Below are 18,249 nucleotides of genomic sequence, written 5' to 3' on the forward strand. Positions count from 1 at the left end.
CCGGCTCGCCGCCGAGGGCGCCGACGTGGCGATCTGCGGCCGCGACCCCGGCCGGCTCGCCGACGCCGCGCGCGAGGTCGGCGCGGCCGGGCCGGGCCGGGTGTGGAGCCGCGCCCTCGATCTGACCGACGACGGCGCACCGGAGGCCTGGATCGCCGAGACCGTCCAGGACGCGGGCGCATTGCACGTCGTCGTCACCAACGGAGCCGGGCCGCGCCCCGGCCCGGTCGACTCGTTCACGCCCGCCGACTACCGGACCGCGCTCGACACCGCGTTCATCCCGCACGTCGCGCTCGTGCTGGCCGCGCTGCCGCACCTGCGCGCCGCCGGGTGGGGGCGCATCCTGATGGTCGCCTCGGAGACCGTGCGGCGGCCCATCCCGAAATACGGCCTGTCGAACGCGACGCGGCCCGGCCTCGTCGGCTTCGCCAAGTCGCTGGTGCACGAGCTCGGCCCCGGCGACATCACCGTGAACGTGCTGGCGCCCGGGTACCATCGCACGCCCGCGCTGGAACGGCAGTTCACCGACCCCGGCGCCGCCGTCGCCGAGATCGCCAAGGGGATCCCTCTCGGCCGCGTGGGCGACGCGGACGACTTCGCCGCCGTGGCCGCCTTCCTCGCCTCCGAGCACGCGCGCTTCGTCACCGGCACTGTGCAGCTGGTGGACGGCGGCGCCAACGAAGGCATCCCGTGACCGGAACCACCCCCCCGCCCCTGGACGGGCGCCTTCAGCCGCCCCTACGTCGGAAGGCTGGCCCAGCGCGGCGACGTCCGCCTCGTCATCGCCGCCGGGTCGGCGACCGCGGCCCTAGTCGGGGCGGGCTACGCGGCGGTGGAGGGCGCCGCGGGCATCGCCGCCCTGCTCGTGTTGCGCGTGGTCATGGGCGTCGCGGAGGCCGCCACGTTCACCGCGGGCTCGCTTTGCGGGATCGTCCAGCACCTGGACCCGGCATTGGTGATGCTGGCGCACGAGGGCACCAAGCGCGGACCCCGACGAGCCCACCCGCATCGCTGCGATGGATGGCGGTGACTTCGCCCTCGACGGCTTCCTAACGCCACTTGCCGAGTGGTTGTCGCTCAAGCCCCGGTACTTGCGCGGAAGGGGAGACGGAGGGAGGAGGCCAGGAGGGTGAGGCAAAGGACGGCCATGGCCCACCAGACGGTTTGGTAGGCGTTCAGGGAGTCGCGTGGGGCTCCGGCTAGGAAGGCGGCTAGGGCGGAGAGGCCGAGTACCGCGCCGCAGGCTCGTGAGGTGACTGAGAGGGCCGTCCCGGTGGCCAGGCGCGAGGGTGGTACGTCCGCTAGCGCGGCACCACTCAACGCGGTGGTGAGTACGGCGATGCCTGCTCCGGCGACAAGCAATGCGGGCAGGAGGACTTGAGGGTAGGCAGGGGCTTGGTCTGCGGTGAGGGCGGGGAGGATGACGCTCGCGCCGAGGAGGGCCGCGCCGCCGAGGGCCATCGCGCGGTAGCCGACTCGATGCATCAGGCGGCCTGCCAGCGGGGCCACCAGTACCTGGACGGCGGGCGCGGGGGTGATGGCGAGACCGGCGCGTGCTTCGCTGTAGCCCCACACGCCGGTCAGGAAGAGCACGGCGGCCAGGGGGAATGCGAAGATCACCAGGCCCAGCACGAACATCGCCGCGTTGGGTCGCCGGGTCACGCGCAGGACGTCGAGGTCGACCAGCGGGGCTGGATGGCGGGTCGAGCGGCGGAAGAAGAGGTAGCCCGCGGCCAGTCCGGCGGCCATGGCCAGCGCGGTGCGGATGTCCGTGAGGCCCCAGGCTTGGCCTTGCGCGATCGCCAGGGATGGGAGGCCGATCGCGGCTGCCAGGAGCCCCAGGCCGGGGAGGTCGGGGAGCGCCGGATCGCTGTTCTGGGGGTCGGGTGGGAGCGTGGCGAGGCTGAGCGCGATGGCCGCCGCGCCGACGGGCAGGTGCAGCCAGAAGATGGTGCGCCAGTCCCAGGTCGTGACGAGGATGCCGCTGAGGGTGGGACCCGCGGCGATGGCGACGGACTGGGTCGCGCTCCAGATGCCGATGCCGGTGCCGCGACGTTCCTCGGTGAACCAGGGCAGGATCAAGGCGAGCGCCAGCGGGGTGATCACTCCTCCGCCCGCGCCCTGCACGAGGCGCGCGGCGATCAGCACTCCGGGAGAGGGGGCGATCGCGCAGCCGACCGACGCGGCCACGAAGACGGTGAGCCCGGCCAGGTACACGCGGCGGCGGCCGAAGCGGTCGGCCAGGCCGCCCGCTGGGAGGAGCGCGGCGGTGAAGGCGATCGTGTAGCCGGTGAAGACCCAGGAGAGCCCGGCGAGGTCCGTGCCGGGGAAATCCCTCAGTATCTGCGGGAACGCCACGTTCACCAGATGGACGTCGATCGCCCCGAGGAACACCCCAGCGCAGACCGCCGCGATCGACGGCGATCGCCGCGAGCTCATCCGCCGCCGTACCGGCGCCGCAGTTCCACCTTGCGGATCTTGCCGGTGACGGTCTTCGGCATGCGTTCGACGATCTCCAGGCGCCGGGGCCAGAACCAGTCGTTCACACCGGAGGCCCGCATGTGCTCGTGCAGCTCGTCGAGCGTGAGCGGCTCGCCGGTCGCAAGCACCACGGCGCACACCTCTTCGAGCACTTCGGGGTGAGGGATGCCGACGACCGCGACCTCACGTACCTTCGGATGCCGCCCTAGGACGGCCTCCACCTCGGTGACGGGCACGTTGAGGCTCTTGTACATGATGATGTCCTTGGCGCGGCCCGCGATGCGGATGCCGCCGCGGCCGTCGTCGCGGGCGAGGTCCCCGGTGTCGAACCAGCCGTCGCCGTCCAGCTCCGCCTCGTACAGTTCGTCCCGCCGGAAGTAGCCCAGGCATTGGGCGGGTCCGCGCACCCAGAGCCGACCCGCGCCGTCGTCGCGGCCCTTCAGGGGATCGATCCGCAGTTTCATGCCTTCGATCGGCCGCCCGTCGCTGTGCGCGCCCCAGTCGGGCGGGTCGTCGGGCCGGGTGACCGTGACCGGGCCGTTCTCCGTCATGCCCCACAACGAGTAGGTCGGCAGGCCGAAGACGTCCTGGACCTCGTCCACGATGCGCGGGGGGACCTGGGCCGAGCCGGTCACCACCCAGCGCAGGCTCCGCAGGTCGCGGGGGCGTTCGCGCTGGCCGTCCAGCACGTCCGTCAGGAAGGGCGCGGCGCCGTAGAAGAGCGTGAGGCCGTGCTCCTGGGCGAGGTCGAGAGCGACCCCTCCGTCCCACCTCTCCTGGAAGACCGCGGTGCCCCCGAGCAGCAGCGGGACCATCAGGCCCATCGCGAACCCGGACATGTGCGTGTTGACGTGGGCGACCTCCATGACCAGCCCGGAGTCGAGGCCCATCGCGTCGGCGAATCCGCGTGCGGAGGCGTACAGGGTGTTCTGGCTGTGCAGCACTCCCTTCGGCTCGCCAGTCGTTCCCGAGGTGAAGAGGATGAGGTACGGGTCGTCCGGCGCGAGTTCGACCTCGGACGTGGGGGTCGTGTCGCTGCGCCCTTCGAGGAAGTCCTCGAACGAGGCGGTCTCGGCCGGGCGAGGCTCTCCGGCGACGAGAACGTGCTCCAGATGCGGCAGGTCCAGCCCGGTCACGATCTCGGCCAGCCTGTCACCGTCCCACTCCGCCATGGTGACGCAGACCTTTGCCTCGGTCAGCGCGAGGATGTGCGACAGCTCGTACTGCCGGTAGATCGGCATGAGCGGGCAGAACCTCGCTCCCACCCGGGCGCAGGCCAGAGCGAGCGGGACGAACTCATACCAGTCGGGGAGCTGGACGGCGATGACGTCACCGGGTTCGACCCCGATGTCGAGCAGCCTCGCGGCGTAGCGGTCGGTGTCGGCGAGCAGGTCGGCATAGCTGACAAGGCCGAGGGCGCCGTCGGCCCGATGGCCGATGAGCGCCGTCGCTGCGGGTCGTTCGCGGGCATGCCGGCGCAGGTCGTCGAGGAAGGTCTCCTCCCGCCACCAGCCGTGCCGCCGGTACTCGTGGGACCAGTCGGCCATAAGGCTTCCCTCCAGCCAGGCGCTTTGTGAGCGATGGGGCTGTTTCTCACCTATGATCCACGACACTAACGCGCCGTCCGAATGCTTGCTGGTGGCTCAGGCGCGCAGCGGACAGCGCTTGTGCCGCACAACCGCCAGTAGGGCGGGGCCTGGACGAAGTGTTGCGGGCAAAGTGGCTGGTCAAGCCAGCCACGCGTCGGTACCGATGTCAGTCGATGAGGCGGAAGTTCCCGTTGGTGATGCGCCGGATGGCGGCGAGGTGGTCGTCGGGGTCGTGGTCACGCATCTTCCAATGAGCCTTTCCTGTCGGCAGGGGAATCAGCAGCGGGCGGCGGTGGACAACCAAAACAGATCACCACTGCCAGTGGCCGGCTGCTACTGCTGCACCCTCGCCGCTACCTGCGTAAAACCCTGGTCTGCACCGGCCTGGACCGCCCCCTCACCATTGCCGCCACCGTGCCGACCTGACTCTCGCCGGTGGCGACAGCCTCACCATCACGACAGGCCAGATGATGACCTCACCCGTCCGGTGGCCGCGCCCGGCCTAATTGCCCTCCTCCACGGTCCCTGGCCGTACGGCCCCAACCGTCATCCGCAGCCGACTCATCGCCCTGTGCACCGCAGCCAGCTGTTCACCGCCCAGCCGGTGGAGGAGACGATCAGCCTCCTCCACGCAGCCGGCTAGGGCCCCTTGGCTCGTAAGCCAGCGGCAACGCGGGCGCTGACGGCTATAGCGGATGCTCGATCACCATCGGCAGGGAGGCCCTTGTCACAGGTCATGCCTGAAGTTCAGCCAACTCGGCTGGTCGCATGCAGGAACGTCGTGGGCGCGTGGGTGTGATGCTGCTCGACGTCCCGGGGCGACTCCTGCGGAGCGCCGGGTGGTGGCTGCTTCACAGCCAGGGCTGATCGGGAGATGCGACGCGCGAGCTGGGGACGTGTCCAATCGGGATGCCGTGTGGTGCCGTGCGGGGTGATCAGGTCACGGGAATGTCCACTCGATCACGTCGGATCCCGATGGCAAATGAACGGCAAATGATCTTGAGTCTTGATCGTTGGTGGGTGATCAATGGTTTGAGCTGGGGGAATGTGGAGCGGGCGACGGGAATCGAACCTGCGTAGCCAGTGTGGAAGACCGCCCCTATTTCATGACGCCACGCCCTTGACCTGCGAGAACTCGTACACCACCTCCGTGGACGCAACCCCTCGGTGTCAGGCTTGGGCTGCTACGAGGCCCATCGCGTTCTGTGGGGTGGCGATCTGCGTGACGGAGTGAAAGCCGGTTGCTGTGAGGCGTGCCGCCAGTTCGGCCGGGGTCCAGGGAGTGATGGCGCGGCGGGCCATTCGCCATCGCAGTACAGCCTCGCGTACGCTGCCGGGCTGGTCCGTGCCGGCAAGGACGGTCGCGCTGATCAGCCAGCCTCCAGGCCGAAGCGCGGCCAGGATGCGTGGCAAGGCCTGCGCGGTGGCATGTGGTGCCAGGACGCCGAGCGGCAGCCAGGCCAGATCGTAGGCGGCGGTGTCGGCGAGTTCGGCGACATCCTGGAGCCGTAGGTCGACGCGGTCGCGGACGCCTCGGCGAATCAGGTGGTCCTCGGCCAGACGCAGCGCGCGGGGAGCGATGTCGATGCCGACCGCTCGGGCGGCCGGCGCCCGTGAGATCACCGTGGCGGCGATCGCGCCGATCCCCGTGCCGATGTCGAGAAAGCGCAGGCCGGGGCGGTGCAGGACCTTGCCGACCTCGGGGACGCGGGCCGCCACCAGATCCAGGAACTCGGTCATGCGCTCGCCGGAGGACTCGCCCTGAACGATGAAGGACGCGTCGTCATCTTCTTCGGCGGGACGTCCGTCGGCTGCGTCGGCGGCTTGGCGGAGGATGCCCGCGACCTGGCCGGCGAAGGCGTCCGGCGCGGGCAGTCCGTCCAGGAACGTGCGGCAGGCGGGATGCAGCCGCCAGCCGTCTGGGGTGTGTTCGGCGTATCCGGCGGCGCCCAGTACCGCGCCGTGTTCTTCGCTCAACGAAGGGTCGCGTATTGCGGCGGCCAGGGCGGCGAGCACCCAGGCATCGGTGATCAGCGCATCGATGCGGGTGCGGAGAGCGGGTTCCGGGGTCGCCATGCCGTGAGTCTGGCATCGCCGGAAACCTCGACAAAACGCAGGAGGTATGTTGATCATGGCTAGGCAGCTGTCGGCTGATTGCAGAGGAGTGCGCTTGTGGCTTGTGCAGGCTACGACTGGACCGTCTCCCTTGAGCACGTGAGTAACGCTCCGCTCGAAGCGGACGAGCTCGAACTCGACACCGACGAGGCGACCGAGGGCGTTGCCGCGGTCTGAGTGGATCGCCGCGGCCGGAACGATGCCCGTTCCGGCCGCGGCGGGTACCGGGGTCTGGCCGGGCGCAGGCGAGCGTGAGCTGGCACTGGACGAGGCCGAGCGGCAGGTTCTCGCGGATATTCGCGCGCTGGGCTGGTGGTCCCGCCATCGGCTGCTGGATGAGGACGACCCCACTGCGGTTCAGTGCGAGTTGCGGTCCGCGGACGGCGCCGAGATCCCCTACGGGCTCGGCAGTGGCAAGGGCCCCAAAGCGCAAGCCCGTGTCGGGGCGCATTTCGAAGCGCTGGAGCATGCTTTCAGTGGTCCCGTCGTGCTTGATTCTCTTCCCGTGCGGCTCTGCGATCCCGGCGATCTGCTCGCCGGTCCGCTCGGTGCCGAGCGGGCGGTCCGGGAGCTGGCTGGGCAGGGGAATGCCCGCATCGCGTGCCTGCCGTATCGGGCCCTGGACGGTGGTACTCCGGTGGATGTTCCCCTGGCCTTGTGGGCGCCGTGGTATCCGCTGCCCACCGAGGCGATGGCGCGCGAACGGGCGCGGCTCGGCGACAGCGCCGACTATCGACCGGTGCTCTCCTACACCGTCAACACGGGCTGCGCGATCGGTGCCACTGAGGACGAGGCGCTGCTGCACGCGCTGAACGAGTGGGCCGAACGGGACGCGTTCTCCCTGTTCCTGCTGCGCAGCGTCTACGACGGAGGGGCGATGCCCGCCCGCATACCGTCCGGGGCGGTGCCCGGCTTCCTGAAGGAACGGCTAGATCGTGCGGCTGTGCTGGTGGACGGCCCGGTCGTCCTTCTGGACTTGACCACCGACCTGGGCATCCCCGTGGTGATGGCCTACGCGCCTGAGTCAGGCGGCGGCGCGGCACACCGGTACGGGCTCGGCGCTTCGCTCTCGGGTGAGACAGCCGTGGAACGCGCGGTGACCGAGTTGGTTCAGGGCGAGCTCCTGGCCAGGGTCGTGGCCGAGCACGACAGGGACGCCGCCGCACGGGACCGGCATGCCGATCGCTTGTCCTTCGCGCGTGTGGTGGCCGACCACGACATCGCGGACGCGGTGCGCGACCGGCTCGCTGGCCATCCGCGGCTGCTGGCCTGCGCACACCTGGACTTCGCTGGACGTCTGGACGAAGCCCCGATGACCGGTATGCCTCCGGAGACTGTTCCGCCCGGCACCAGCGTGCCGAGGCAACGCGCCGTCGCCGTAGAACGGATCGCCGCGGCCGGTCACCGCGTCGTGGTGCACAGGCTGCGGGCGCTGGACCACGGCACCACCGTGGTCCAGGTGCAATGCCCCGGCCTGGAACGGTTCCATTTGATCACCAAGGGCCACCTGGCCCTCCCAGGCCCACGGGGCAGGCGGCTCCGCGGACGGTAGACCGGATACCGGCCCGGCTGGGCAGTCTCCAGCGGCTCTTGGGCCAGCCCGGCTAGCCGTGAACTGCGGCCACCCAGCACTCCGCCGGCAGCAAACGACTACGCACACAGGCCTGCCCGCTCCGGCGGTGCCCCCCCGCTTAATGACAGCAACAACGCCGTTATCGCCACACTGACCAGCCAAATCACACAACTCAAACAGCAACATGCCAAAGGTCCAGGGCCTGTGCAGTTCGGGGCGGTGGCCGCCGTCGCTGCCCAGAACTTCTATCGCTCGGGTGAGCCGCCACTCGGTTGATCGCCTGGCTTGCGGGTGTTGAGAATCGAACGTGGACTCAGGGATCAATGCCTCACCAATAATGATCTCGATCATTGTCGCGACGGGCTCCTGCTCCACTACTGAGGGCCAGCCGCTCTCGGGTGCCGCAGTCTTCCGCAGAAGTTGCCTTGTCTCTGTGGCGGTGTGGCGATCTGGTGGGTGCGGCGGCGTGATGTTACGTTCGTGGAGGCGTGCCGGGAAGTCTGGTCGGCGTTTCAGTGTCTGGTCGGCTTCCTGGAGGGGCCATGTCGGACGGCGCCGCGGTGCGCGCGTGTGGGCTGACGAAACGTTTCGGCGGGTTGACCGCGCTCGATGGGCTCGAGTTGAGTGTCGAGCGGGGAGAGGTGTTCGGCTATCTCGGGCCGAACGGTGCAGGCAAGACGACCACGATCAGGTTGCTGCTCGGATTCCTGTTCCCGAGCTCAGGCCGCAGCGAGGTGCTGGACGGGCCGGGCAGCGATCCTGCGATTCGGGCGAGGATCGGCTATCTCCCGGCAGACCTGAAGGTCCCACCTGGATACACCACGAACGACCTCATCGGGTTCTACGGGCGGTTGCGCGGCGGCCACGACCCAGAGTGGGTGGGGGACCTGCTGGACCGGTTCGATCTTGATCCCGGTCGGCGGATCGGTGAGCTCTCGACCGGCAACCGGCGCAAGGTGGGGGTCGTTGCGGCGGTGGCCCACCGGCCGGAACTTCTGATCTTGGACGAACCGACCTCGGGCCTCGATCCGCTACTGCAGCACCAGTTCCAGCTCCTGGTGCGGGAGTTGGCCGCCGACGGCGCGACGGTGTTCCTGTCCAGCCATGTGCTGCCGGAGGTGGAGTTGCTCGCCCGCCGGGTCGCGATCCTGCGGCAGGGCCGGCTGATGACCATCTCGACGATCGACGACCTTCGCCGCCAGGCCCGGCAGCGTCTCGACCTGCACCTGTCCCGGGCACCCGATGCACCGGAGGAGTTTCGGCGGCTGCCCGGCGTCGTCGAGGCGACCGTCGCCGGCCGGACACTCCGGCTGGTCGTTGACGGCTCGGTCGCCGAGGTCGTCCGGGCCGCCGCGCGGCTGGGCGTGGAGAGGATCGTCACCCATGAAGCCGATCTGGACGAGGTGTTCCTGCGCTATTACCAGGAGGAGCGATCGTGAACGTCGCGCTGCGGCTCCTCATGGACCGGCGCCGCTCTCTGGTCTGGTGGAGCGCCGCCATGGCAGGTCTCGTCCTGTTCACGGTGTCTTTGTATCCCTCATTGAGGGACCAGCAGTCGGTCGACGACCTCGTGCGAGAACTCCCGGAGACGTTGCGCACCATGGTGGGCTACCAGCCGGACATCATGCTCACCTCACCGGCCGGATATCTCAACGCCCGGCTGTTCGCCACGCTCGCGCCGATCCTGACGCTCGTGTTCGGCATCGGCGCGGGCGCTCACGCTATCGGCGGAGCCGAAGAGGACGGATTCCTGGAGCCCCTGCTCGCCAACCCGGTCAGCAGGGAACGGGTCGCGATCGAAAGGTATCTGGCCAGTGTTGTGCTCCTGGCTGCGATCGTCACGGTGTTCACCTTTGCGCTGGCTGTGTGCGGACCACTGTTCGGGGCTCTCGACGGAATACCGGCACCCCGGTTGCTCACCGCGTGCGCGACGCTGTTCTGCCTCGCGCTCCTACCGTCCACGCTCGCCTTCACCGTTGGCGCCATCACTGGACGGCGCGGCCCGGCCGTGGCCATCGCCTCCGCATTCGCAACCGTCGGCTACCTACTGCAGAGCCTGGACACCTCATCCAGCCTCAAAGCCGTCTCCCCTTGGCACTGGTACCTGAACGACAACCCACTCGCCCACGGCCCGAGCGCTACCGCGCTCTGGCTGCCGATCCTCGCCTCCGCCGTCCTGTTCGTGTTGGGGGTGGTCGTTTTTCGTCGCCGCGACCTACGCTGAGCCGCCCTACAAATGCCGGAAGAGTCCATGCCCGAAGCCCCTTACCCTTCCCGCTCCCCAGAGCAGGCGCTGCTGCGCGTGCTCGCCGCAGGCGCCGCGCGCGGCCGTGACTGGTTCGAACCGGACGACGGCGAACTCTCCGGTCTCATCGAACAGATCGCCGACCGCGACCCGCTCTGGCTTCTGCGCTGTATCGGCTGGCTCCGCGCCGTCCCAGGTCTGGGACCCGCCGCGATTGTTCTCACCGCCGATCTGGTGCACGCGCGGCTCAAGACCGGCGCCACCGACAACCGCAAACTCATCAGGGCCGTGCTGAAGCACGCCCATGAGCCGGGTCGACTCCTGCTGTATTGGTCTGAGACCTACGGCCGTCCCGTGCCCAAACCGGTGCAACGCGGCGTCGCCGACGCCGTCAAGATCCTCTACACCCCTCAATCGGCAGCCGAACACGATCATCCCGGCCGGGGCCTGCGGTTCGGCGAGGTCCTCACCATCGCCCGGCCCAAACCCGACAATCAGCATCAGGCCGACCTGTTCAGAACCCTCATCGACACCCGCAGCCATTCGCCGGACACTCCGGCACCCGACCTCACCGAGCCCGCCGTCGACCCCGCCGTCATCAAGACGCTCGAACACTCGGCGGCTACCGGCCGCGCACCGTTCGACGTTGCGCTGGATAGCAGTAGCCGTCAGCGGTGAACATTCCGAGCCTCACTATGCCCGCGCGACACTCATCCGATGAAATCCGCCGCCTCCGGGCCAGGTCGCATCCAACGCCGACCAGACTTCCCCTGCACGCCGACACGCGTAGCGTGATGGCAAACCGCCTTAACGCTTTTCGTCGATTCAGAACGGCACGGTCAAGGCACGCCCGCCGGGCGGGAGTCCGAGCGAGGCGCACCTTGCTGCATATCGGCGCCTCCCAGCGCAGCGTGGCCTCGCGCAACGACACGAACGACCAAGACAGACCGATAAGCTCACGGAACGGCGAGATTAATCATTCGGCGTGCTGAGAGCGATGGGGGAATGGGAGTGGGAAAACCCTCGTTCCTGCGGTCGTTGCCGTTCGTCGTGATGCTCCTGATCACGCTGGTGGACGTGCTCGCCGGCCCAGGGGCCGGATTCCTGCCCTTGTTGTCGCTGGGACCCGCCTTTGCCAGCCTGTCGGGCGGTGCCCGCAGGACCGGGTGGATCGGCTTGTCCGCCGTGGGGCTGTGCCTGCTGCTCGCCGTTTACGATCATTTGATCGGTACTCGCCAGAACTTGCTCACCCTGACGTCGATCGCGGGTGTCACGGGCGCCGCGATGCTGGCCTCGGCCCTGCGGGAACGCAAGGAGCGGGAACTGCACGATGTCCGGACGGTCGCCGAAGTCGCCCAGCGAGTGCTCCTACGTCCCGTTCCCCGGCGCATCGGGCCGGTGCACGCCGCCGTCTCCTATATCTCCGCCAGTGCGCAGGCACGGATCGGCGGTGACCTTTACGAGGTGGTCACCACTCCCGTGGGCGCACGCGTGATCGTCGGCGACGTCCAAGGCAAGGGCCTGGATGCGGTCGAGACCGCCGCCGTCGTGCTCGGCGCGTTCCGCGAAGCTGCGTACGACGAACTCGATCTCCCAGGAGTGGCGCTGCGCCTGGAAAGAGCGCTGAGCCGGCAGCTGACCGGAGAGCAGTTCGTCACCGCGGTGCTCGCTGAACTGGGCTCCGATGATCACATCAGCCTGCTCAACTGCGGGCATCCGCCACCCCTGATGGTGACGGCCGACAGCGAGATCCGACTCGTCGAACCGCCCGACCACGCTCCACCACTCGGCTTGATCGGCATGGCCGATGACATTCCGCAGCCGCTGAAGACTCATTTCGGACCCGGCGACCAGCTGCTGCTCTACACCGACGGGGTCATCGAAGCGCGGGACGTGAACAGGAAGTTCTATCCGCTGCTGGAACGGGCTTACCTCCTGCAGGCCGCGGTTCCGGAGGAGGCACTGGCCAAGCTTCAGGATGATCTGGTGGAGCATGTCGGAGGCCCGATCGACGACGACGCCGCCATGCTGCTCCTACGCCGCCGGATCCGCTGAAAGCCAGCCGCGTGACCACCGCTGCGCTCCCGGTTCGCCCAACGGAATGTTCCTGGCGAGCATGATCTCAATCCGAGCCGCGCAGGTGTGGCGTGCGGGTCTCCTGATGGTCCCCGCGCCGGGCACGCCGAGCATTGCATAGTGCAAGAGCTGACCCTAGCGTGAAGCACGCGTGGCCCCACGACTCGAAGCGGGGAAGCGTGGGCCGCTGTGGGTCGGCGTGTTCGCGCCACGAATGCGCCGCCCCGCTCGCAGAAGAGACCGATGGCAGGCCGGGGCGGTGCGGGGCGTCACCGGGGACGCGGCCTACGTGCGGATCGCCTTCCCCGCGTCTTGGCGGCTGAGCCGGAGGATGGGGAGAATCGTCGCCTTTCCCGCTGGTTCCGGAGCAAGCTCCGGAACTTAGAAGCGTGGCTGAAGAAGAGCGATCCTGTGCTGGCGCCGCCTTCGATGACCGCCTGGTAGATCTTGAACGGCAGGAGGAGTAGCCGGGCGGGTGGGGGTCAGGGTTTGCCGGGGTACGGGGTCCAGAGTGCGAGCACGGCGCCGCCGGGGTCGCTGATGGTGACGGCGGTTCCGGCTGGTCCGTCGGTTTTGCCCGCGACCACGGTCGCGCCCAGGGCGGTGGCCTGCTCGACGGCCTTGTCGAGGTCTTCGACCTGGACGTAGGGCACCCAGCGGCCGGTCGCGGCGGTGTCGGCCTCCACGATTGCGGCCCACGGCTGCTCGCCGTCCATGATCCAGCCCAGGTACGGGCCCGAGCCGTCGGCCGGGGCGATGGTCCATCCCAGCAGGTCGCTGTAGAAGGTGCGCACATTGTCCGCGTCGTCGGTGGTCGTGGTGAGGTCGTACCAGGCGAATGGCGATCCCATGCTGATGTCCTCTCTGGTGTTCGGTTGCGAGCGGGTGGATGGGCGGGCCGAGGTCAGTCGGCCGCCGTGGCGGCGGCGTAGTGGCGGCCGGCCAAGCCGTAGGTGAGGAGTGCGAGCATGGCCAGCAGGCCCAGGCCGGTGCCGAGGGCGGCCCAGTCGGTGGCGCCGAGCATGATGGATCGGGTGGCGTCCAGGGTGGGGGTGAAGGGGTTCCAGATGGCGACGGTGGCGTACCAGCCGGGCATGAAGTCGGGTGGCACCCAGAAGGTGGAGAACATGACCACGGGCATGAACAGGGGTTGCAGGCCGAGGACGGCGGCGTGGTTGCGGGTGGCCAGGGCCGAGTAGTAAAAGATGCCGTTCCAGGCGATCGCCAGGGCTACCGCGAGGGAGATGACCGCGATCCCGCCGGGGAGTCCGTTGCGGTTGTCGGCGCCCAGCGTGATGGCGACGAGCAGGACCGCGGTGGCGGGGATGATGGCGCGGGCGGCCTCGAAGCCGATCTTTCCGGCCAGCACGGTGGCGGGGTGGGCCGGGAGAAGGCGGATACGGTCGAGGTAGCCGCTGTCGGCGTCCCGGAGCAGCCCTCCGGCGGTGTAGCCGGCTCCGACGAACACGCTGAGCAGTACGGCTCCGGGCGCGACCCAGTCGATGAAGCGATCGGTGGGCCAGCCGGAGACCTCGGCGATCTGCCCGTACGCCGCCTGGAACAGCACGATGAGGAACACCGAGAGCAGGGTGGGCGCGACGAAGGCCAGGCCGGCGTTGCCTTTCGCCTCCCGGGCGGTGCGGGTGAAGATCAGGCCGGTGTCACGGAGGAAGGTGCGGGCTGCGGTCATGGTCAGCTCCCCGCCAGCCGGCGGCGCAGGGTCAGCGACGCCAGCGCGTGGGTGGCCACGATGATCCCGGCTAGGAGGGCCACGGCGCCCGGGAGCTCACCGGCCCAGGGGTCGCCGGTGAGGGCTTGGCGGCTGGCGTCCACCACGGGACTGACCGGGTTCCACCGGGCGATGGTTTCGGCCCATCCGGGCATGACGCCCAGCGGGACCAGGGCCGTGGACAGGAAGGCCAGGGGCAGGCCCAGCGGTTGCAGTTGGAACGGTGTCTGCGGGTCCGTGGTGCGGATGGCCACCGTGTAGAAGACGCCGGAGTAGGCCATGCCCAGCATTGCCACCAGCATGGTGACCAGTGCGAGGCCGACGATGCCGTTGCGATTGTCACCTCCGAACACAAGGCCGACGCCCAGGACGACCGCGGTGCCCGGCAGCAACCGGACCGCCTCGAACAGCAGCCGGCCGGTCAGATGCGTCCCGGGGCGGGCGCCCAGCAGGCGCAGCCGCTCGAAATAGCCGGATCGCAGGTCGGCGGCCAGGCTCGCGGACGTCGCGCCCGCACCCAGCAGCGCGACGAGCATCACCACACCGGGTATCAGGAAGGCGTCGTAGCCCCCGGCGTGGCTCCTGTCGAGGCCGCCTGCGTCATAGCCGGGCGCGTCGCCGATCCGGTCGAACAGCGCGGTGAAGACCACGGTCATCAGCAGGGCCGGCAGCGCGGGCAGGACGAAATGAGGGCCGGGGTCGCGCAACGCCGCCGTCGCCTGCCGCCGGAAGACCAGACCCACCGCCCGGCCCGCCGTGGCGCCCGGCGCCTCCAGCACGTTCCTCGACTCGTTCATCGACGGTCCTCGCCGCCGGTGCCGTCCGGTGCTCCGTCACTTCCGGATGCTCCGTCACTTCCGGATGCTCCGTCACTTCCGGATGCTCCGTCACTTCCGGATGCTCCGACGCCGATGGCGGTGCCGGTCAGCCGGATGAAGACGTCCTCCAGGCTGGTCTCGGTCACGGCCAGATGGGTGGGGGAGATCCCGGCTCCTTGGATCCTGGCCAGGAGTTCCAGCGCTCGCTCGCCTCCGGTGCCGCTGCTGAGAGTGATGACCGTACGGCCCGAGCCGTCGGTGGCGAGGTGCTCGTCGGCAAGCAGGTCGCCCTTCAGGGTGCTCTCGATCTGGCCGGCGACTCCGTTGTGCGCCACGGTGATGGTCGTGCGGCCGTGGTCGGCCTTGAGCTTGCGCGGGCTTCCCTCGGCCACGATGGCGCCGGCGTCCACGATCGCCAGGCGCCCGGCGAGTTGGTCGGCCTCCTCCAGGTACTGGGTGGTGAGGAAGACGGTGGCGCCCGAGGCCTGGAGCGTGCGGATCTCCTCCCACACCGCCCTGCGGCTCTGCGGGTCGAGCCCCGTGGTGGGCTCGTCGAGGAACAGCACCGGAGGCCTGCTGATCAGGGCGGAGGCGATGTCCAGCCGACGCTTCATGCCTCCGGAGAAGGCGCCGATCCTGACCTCGGCGTCCCGGCTCAGCCCGACCACCTCCAGGACCTCCTCGGCGCGACGCCGGGCCGCGGCCCGGCCCAGGCCGGACAGCCCGGCGACGAAGCGCAGGTGCTCGCCGGCGGTCATGGCCTCATCCAGCGCGGCCTCCTGCATGGTCACGCCGATCAGCCTGCGGACCCGGCGGGCATCGGTGATGTCGGCGCCGCAGATCCGGGCCTGACCCGAGGTGGGCCGGGTGAGGGTGGCAAGCATGCGCACGGTCGTCGTCTTCCCCGAGCCGTTCCGCCCCAGGTACCCGAAGATCTCGCCCTGCTCGACGGTGAAGCTGACGTCGTCGACCGCGACCGCAGGGCCGAATCGCTTGGTCAGATGCGCGACCTCGATGGCCGGTGACCCCTGGCCGGATCCGGGAGCCGGTCCCGCTCCTACCGCATAATTGATAGTGACCACGGCTAAACATGTAGCAGTGGAAACTATCAACGGTCAAGCGATTGCTATCATTTATGAAGTATCTGGAGGGTGGTTCGTGAGCGAGGGATACGAGCAGGGCTGCCCCGTCGCGGTGGCACTGGATGTGATCGGCGACCGCTGGACCTTGCTGCTGCTGCGCGACCTGACGCACGCACCGATGCGCTTCACCGACTTCCAGGCGATCAATCCGAAGATCTCGCCCAACCTGCTCACCAAACGGCTGCGCTCCCTGCAGGACAGCGGGATCGTGGTCAGGCGGCAGCTCCCCCCGCCGGCCGCCACCACCGTGTACGAACTCGAACCGCGCAGCCGCGAGGCGCTCCTGCCGGTACTCAACGCCCTCGGCCGCTTCGGAGCCTTCCTGTTCGAGAACGCGCCCACCGGCCCCAGCGAAGCCCTCCTGCGCCAGATGCGGCTCAACCGGCACTGGGTGCTGGCCAAAGGCGTCGACTTCGAGGCGTGCTACCGCTTCGTCCTCGGCGACCACGACATAGGCCTCACCGTCGGACCGGCCACCTTCGAGCCCAGCGCAACCCCGCCCCAAGCCCCCGACGCCACCATCGTGTCCGACTCGGTCACCCTCACCCGCCTGTTCAACGCCGGCCACACACTGACCGCCGCCGAGGCCGCCGGCGAGCTGAAGATCACCGGCGACCGGGCGGCCGCACTGGCCCTGCTGGAGAAATTCTCCCTCGCCCCTCTGGCGGCCTGATCCACTCGGTGACGTGACCGACGGTGATCCGGCCTCGGCGCCCCTACGACATCGACGCCCTCCAACGCCGTCTCACCGAGCTCGAACAGACCGGGGCCGAAACCTGTGCCCGGGCGCCAGATGCGGCTCGGCGTGGACGGCGCGACGATCCCCGACGGCCTGGAGGAACGGACCGAGCTCTACCGGGAACGTGTGGCCGGCCGGCGACTGCTTGTGGTCCTGGACAACGCGGTGGACGAAGCGCAGGTCCAGCCTCTGGTGCCGGGTGCACCGCGGTGCGCTGTGCTGGTCACGTGCCGGTCTCGCCTGGCCGGCCTGCCCGGCGCCCATCTGGTCGAGGCCAAGGCGCCCGCGCCAAGACCCGCCGACGTGGGCAGGCCCGCGAGGATGTGGTCCTGGAGACGGTCTACTGGGTCGCCGGGACCGCGCGGTTGCTGCCGCGCCTGCTCAAGGGCCGCACTCGCGGGCCGGCGTTCACCGTCCACCGCCGTCCCGGACCGGGTAAAGGTCCTCACGCCGCGCGACACCTGCCCCGACACCGGCTGCCCCCGCCTGCCTGTCCTATGGGAAGGCCCGCGCGCTGCTGGACACCCACACCGCACCGCGCTCGGCGGGCCGGGCACCGGCTGGGACCCGCATGAGCTGCGGCACTCGGCGCAGACCCGTCTGGGCGAGGGCGGCGCGAGCCTGCTGATGCTGCTGGCCAAGTCCCGGCACAAGAAGCCCGAGAACGTGCGCCGCTACTTCCGCCCCTCGCCGGAGGCGATCGTCGAGGTCACCAGTCTGCTGTGTCCCGGCGATCGCCGCCGGTGAGGTACCTGGGCCGATGAGTCCGGAAACCATCCCTTAAAGCGGGACCGGTGCCACAGGCACGCGTGCCTGGCTCAGACCGGAGACAGGAGTGCGGGACAGGGCGGTGCGCAACGCGAAGGTGCCGAGCAAGCCGCCTGCCATGAGCCGCTGGGCGGTCATGGCGCGAGGCCGGGAGGTCAGAAACCCCGACACCCGTGCCGCCCCCAGCATGATCAGAGCGTTCACGGAGATCCCCACGATGATTTGCACACCACCGAGCTGGAGCAGTTGCGCCCAGGCCGGGCCTGCCTGCGGGTCTAGGAACTGGGGCAGTAGGGCAGCGTACATAAGAGCAATCTTGGGGTTGAGCAGGTTGGTCAACAGCCCCATCGAGAACAGGCGGGCGTCGGAGACCGGAGGCAGGTCCTGGGACGGGGCGAAGGGCGAGCGGCCGCCGGGCTTGAGCATGCCCCAGGCGAGGTAGGCCAGGTAGGCGGCTCCGGCAAGCTTGACCGCCGTGAACGCCACCGGCACGGCGGCGAACAACGCGGACAGGCCCGCAGCCGCAGCCAGCAGGTAGAACACGAATCCCACGGCGGTCCCACTGAGACTTACCAGGCCCGCCCTGCGGCCTTGAGTGATCGCGCGGGAGGCGAGGTGGATCATGTTCGGTCCCGGAGTCAGGGCCATGCCAAGCTCGACTAGGGCCACCCCTCCGACTGCGGCCAAAGTGATCACCAGTCAACCTCCTGGTCGTTCGTCGGGTACCAGTGCTCGCAGTGGAGAGTCGCCCGGCTGTGACGCATCTGCAGCGCCTGCCTCGCCTGCTGCAGGATAGGGCCTCGCCGCTCGGCACCTTCATGTACCCACGGAGAGGTCGGCACGGGGGATCGTGCCGTCAGTGTTGGGCTGCCTGGTCTATCACGCTGGGCCCGATCGGCGACACCCGAGAAGAGCAGAACCAGGCGGACTCTAGATCAGGTCCTCCCACCCCCAAGGATCAGCGGCGCTTCCAT

18 protein-coding genes are annotated in these 18,249 nt (G+C 69.3%); 9 read left to right on the forward strand and 9 right to left on the reverse strand.

All coding sequences use genetic code 11. The features are described from left to right. The coding region (locus tag F8566_RS45445) for an SDR family NAD(P)-dependent oxidoreductase (protein WP_151569918.1) at nucleotides 1-694 on the forward strand (694 nt) is incomplete at its 5' end. Nucleotides 695-832: 138 nt separating this feature from the next. Further along, nucleotides 833-1,030: a hypothetical protein gene (locus F8566_RS45450; protein WP_151569920.1), complete on the forward strand. Its 198-nt coding sequence runs from the start codon at nucleotides 833-835 to the stop codon at nucleotides 1,028-1,030. A gap of 47 nt (nucleotides 1,031-1,077) precedes the next feature. Here F8566_RS45450 and F8566_RS45455 read toward each other — a convergent pair whose 3' ends face one another. The 4 genes from F8566_RS45455 to F8566_RS45465 form a co-directional block, all read right to left on the reverse strand. Continuing rightward, complete coding sequence (locus F8566_RS45455; RefSeq protein WP_192810224.1) at nucleotides 1,078-2,439, reverse strand: MFS transporter; 1,362 nt, start codon at nucleotides 2,437-2,439, stop codon at nucleotides 1,078-1,080. Next, nucleotides 2,436-4,028: an AMP-binding protein gene (locus F8566_RS45460; RefSeq protein ID WP_151569924.1), complete on the reverse strand. Its 1,593-nt coding sequence runs from the start codon at nucleotides 4,026-4,028 to the stop codon at nucleotides 2,436-2,438. Before F8566_RS45460 ends, F8566_RS45455 begins: the two co-directional genes overlap by 4 nt. A gap of 208 nt (nucleotides 4,029-4,236) precedes the next feature. Then, nucleotides 4,237-4,374: a hypothetical protein gene (locus F8566_RS50625; RefSeq protein ID WP_192810225.1), complete on the reverse strand. Its 138-nt coding sequence runs from the start codon at nucleotides 4,372-4,374 to the stop codon at nucleotides 4,237-4,239. A gap of 866 nt (nucleotides 4,375-5,240) precedes the next feature. After that, nucleotides 5,241-6,146 carry an SAM-dependent methyltransferase gene (locus tag F8566_RS45465; protein ID WP_151569926.1) on the reverse strand — a complete coding sequence of 302 codons (906 nt, stop codon included), beginning with the start codon at nucleotides 6,144-6,146 and terminating at the stop codon, nucleotides 5,241-5,243. 202 nt (nucleotides 6,147-6,348) lie between these two features. Here F8566_RS45465 and F8566_RS45470 point away from each other — a divergent pair, with 202 nt between their 5' ends. From F8566_RS45470 to F8566_RS45490, 5 genes are all read left to right on the forward strand, one after another. Next, nucleotides 6,349-7,737, forward strand: a complete 1,389-nt coding sequence (locus tag F8566_RS45470) for a YcaO-like family protein (protein WP_225994118.1) — start codon at nucleotides 6,349-6,351, stop codon at nucleotides 7,735-7,737. A 563-nt stretch (nucleotides 7,738-8,300) separates the two neighbouring features. Continuing rightward, nucleotides 8,301-9,197: an ABC transporter ATP-binding protein gene (locus F8566_RS45475; RefSeq protein ID WP_151569928.1), complete on the forward strand. Its 897-nt coding sequence runs from the start codon at nucleotides 8,301-8,303 to the stop codon at nucleotides 9,195-9,197. After that, the gene (locus tag F8566_RS45480) at nucleotides 9,194-9,982 is read left to right on the forward strand and encodes an ABC transporter permease subunit (protein WP_151569930.1); all 789 of its coding nucleotides are present in this window, start codon (nucleotides 9,194-9,196) and stop codon (nucleotides 9,980-9,982) included. The genes F8566_RS45475 and F8566_RS45480 overlap by 4 nt, the downstream gene beginning before the upstream one ends. 27 nt (nucleotides 9,983-10,009) lie before the next feature. Next, nucleotides 10,010-10,681 carry a hypothetical protein gene (locus F8566_RS45485; protein ID WP_151569932.1) on the forward strand — a complete coding sequence of 224 codons (672 nt, stop codon included), beginning with the start codon at nucleotides 10,010-10,012 and terminating at the stop codon, nucleotides 10,679-10,681. A 327-nt stretch (nucleotides 10,682-11,008) separates the two neighbouring features. Continuing rightward, nucleotides 11,009-12,058 carry a PP2C family protein-serine/threonine phosphatase gene (locus tag F8566_RS45490; RefSeq protein ID WP_151569934.1) on the forward strand — a complete coding sequence of 350 codons (1,050 nt, stop codon included), beginning with the start codon at nucleotides 11,009-11,011 and terminating at the stop codon, nucleotides 12,056-12,058. Between the two features lie 503 nt (nucleotides 12,059-12,561). Here F8566_RS45490 and F8566_RS45495 read toward each other — a convergent pair. Genes F8566_RS45495 through F8566_RS45510 form a run of 4 tightly spaced genes read right to left on the reverse strand, consistent with a single transcriptional unit; the run spans nucleotide 12,562 to nucleotide 15,708 of the window. Beyond that, nucleotides 12,562-12,930, reverse strand: coding sequence for a VOC family protein (locus F8566_RS45495; protein ID WP_151569936.1), 369 nt, complete (start codon nucleotides 12,928-12,930; stop codon nucleotides 12,562-12,564). A 53-nt stretch (nucleotides 12,931-12,983) separates the two neighbouring features. Further along, entirely contained in the window at nucleotides 12,984-13,769 is a 786-nt protein-coding gene (locus F8566_RS45500) for an ABC transporter permease (RefSeq protein ID WP_151569938.1), read from the reverse strand. Nucleotides 13,770-13,771: 2 nt separating this feature from the next. Continuing rightward, nucleotides 13,772-14,605, reverse strand: coding sequence for an ABC transporter permease (locus F8566_RS45505; protein ID WP_151569940.1), 834 nt, complete (start codon nucleotides 14,603-14,605; stop codon nucleotides 13,772-13,774). Further along, nucleotides 14,602-15,708 carry an ABC transporter ATP-binding protein gene (locus F8566_RS45510; protein ID WP_192810226.1) on the reverse strand — a complete coding sequence of 369 codons (1,107 nt, stop codon included), beginning with the start codon at nucleotides 15,706-15,708 and terminating at the stop codon, nucleotides 14,602-14,604. Before F8566_RS45510 ends, F8566_RS45505 begins: the two co-directional genes overlap by 4 nt. Nucleotides 15,709-15,784: 76 nt before the next feature. Between F8566_RS45510 and F8566_RS45515 the strand changes: the two genes are divergently transcribed. Together F8566_RS45515 and F8566_RS45520 are read left to right on the forward strand one after the other, a co-directional pair. Beyond that, the gene (locus F8566_RS45515; RefSeq protein WP_192810227.1) at nucleotides 15,785-16,441 is read left to right on the forward strand and encodes a winged helix-turn-helix transcriptional regulator; all 657 of its coding nucleotides are present in this window, start codon (nucleotides 15,785-15,787) and stop codon (nucleotides 16,439-16,441) included. A 105-nt stretch (nucleotides 16,442-16,546) separates the two neighbouring features. Continuing rightward, nucleotides 16,547-17,254, forward strand: a complete 708-nt coding sequence (locus F8566_RS45520) for a hypothetical protein (protein WP_225994120.1) — start codon at nucleotides 16,547-16,549, stop codon at nucleotides 17,252-17,254. Between the two features lie 33 nt (nucleotides 17,255-17,287). Here the strand turns inward: F8566_RS45520 and F8566_RS45525 are convergent, their stop codons facing one another. Next, the gene (locus tag F8566_RS45525; RefSeq protein ID WP_225994121.1) at nucleotides 17,288-17,923 is read right to left on the reverse strand and encodes a LysE family translocator; all 636 of its coding nucleotides are present in this window, start codon (nucleotides 17,921-17,923) and stop codon (nucleotides 17,288-17,290) included. Nucleotides 17,924-18,249: the final 326 nt, after the last annotated feature.

It is taken from the genome of Actinomadura rudentiformis (assembly GCF_008923185.1).
GTDB classification, from domain to species: Bacteria; Actinomycetota; Actinomycetes; order Streptosporangiales; family Streptosporangiaceae; genus Spirillospora; species Spirillospora rudentiformis.

Bases quoted from the DNA above. Each gene is read 5' to 3' on its own strand.
- F8566_RS45455 (WP_192810224.1), bottom strand. From the start codon at position 2,439: ATGAGCTCGCGGCGATCGCCGTCGATCGCGGCGGTCTGCGCTGGGGTG.
- F8566_RS45460 (WP_151569924.1), bottom strand. From the start codon at position 4,028: ATGGCCGACTGGTCCCACGAGTACCGGCGGCACGGCTGGTGGCGGGAG.
- F8566_RS45465 (WP_151569926.1), bottom strand. From the start codon at position 6,146: ATGGCGACCCCGGAACCCGCTCTCCGCACCCGCATCGATGCGCTGATC.
- F8566_RS45475 (WP_151569928.1), top strand. From the start codon at position 8,301: ATGTCGGACGGCGCCGCGGTGCGCGCGTGTGGGCTGACGAAACGTTTC.
- F8566_RS45485 (WP_151569932.1), top strand. From the start codon at position 10,010: ATGCCCGAAGCCCCTTACCCTTCCCGCTCCCCAGAGCAGGCGCTGCTG.
- F8566_RS45490 (WP_151569934.1), top strand. From the start codon at position 11,009: ATGGGAGTGGGAAAACCCTCGTTCCTGCGGTCGTTGCCGTTCGTCGTG.
- F8566_RS45495 (WP_151569936.1), bottom strand. From the start codon at position 12,930: ATGGGATCGCCATTCGCCTGGTACGACCTCACCACGACCACCGACGAC.
- F8566_RS45500 (WP_151569938.1), bottom strand. From the start codon at position 13,769: ATGACCGCAGCCCGCACCTTCCTCCGTGACACCGGCCTGATCTTCACC.
- F8566_RS45505 (WP_151569940.1), bottom strand. From the start codon at position 14,605: ATGAACGAGTCGAGGAACGTGCTGGAGGCGCCGGGCGCCACGGCGGGC.
- F8566_RS45525 (WP_225994121.1), bottom strand. From the start codon at position 17,923: ATGGCCCTGACTCCGGGACCGAACATGATCCACCTCGCCTCCCGCGCG.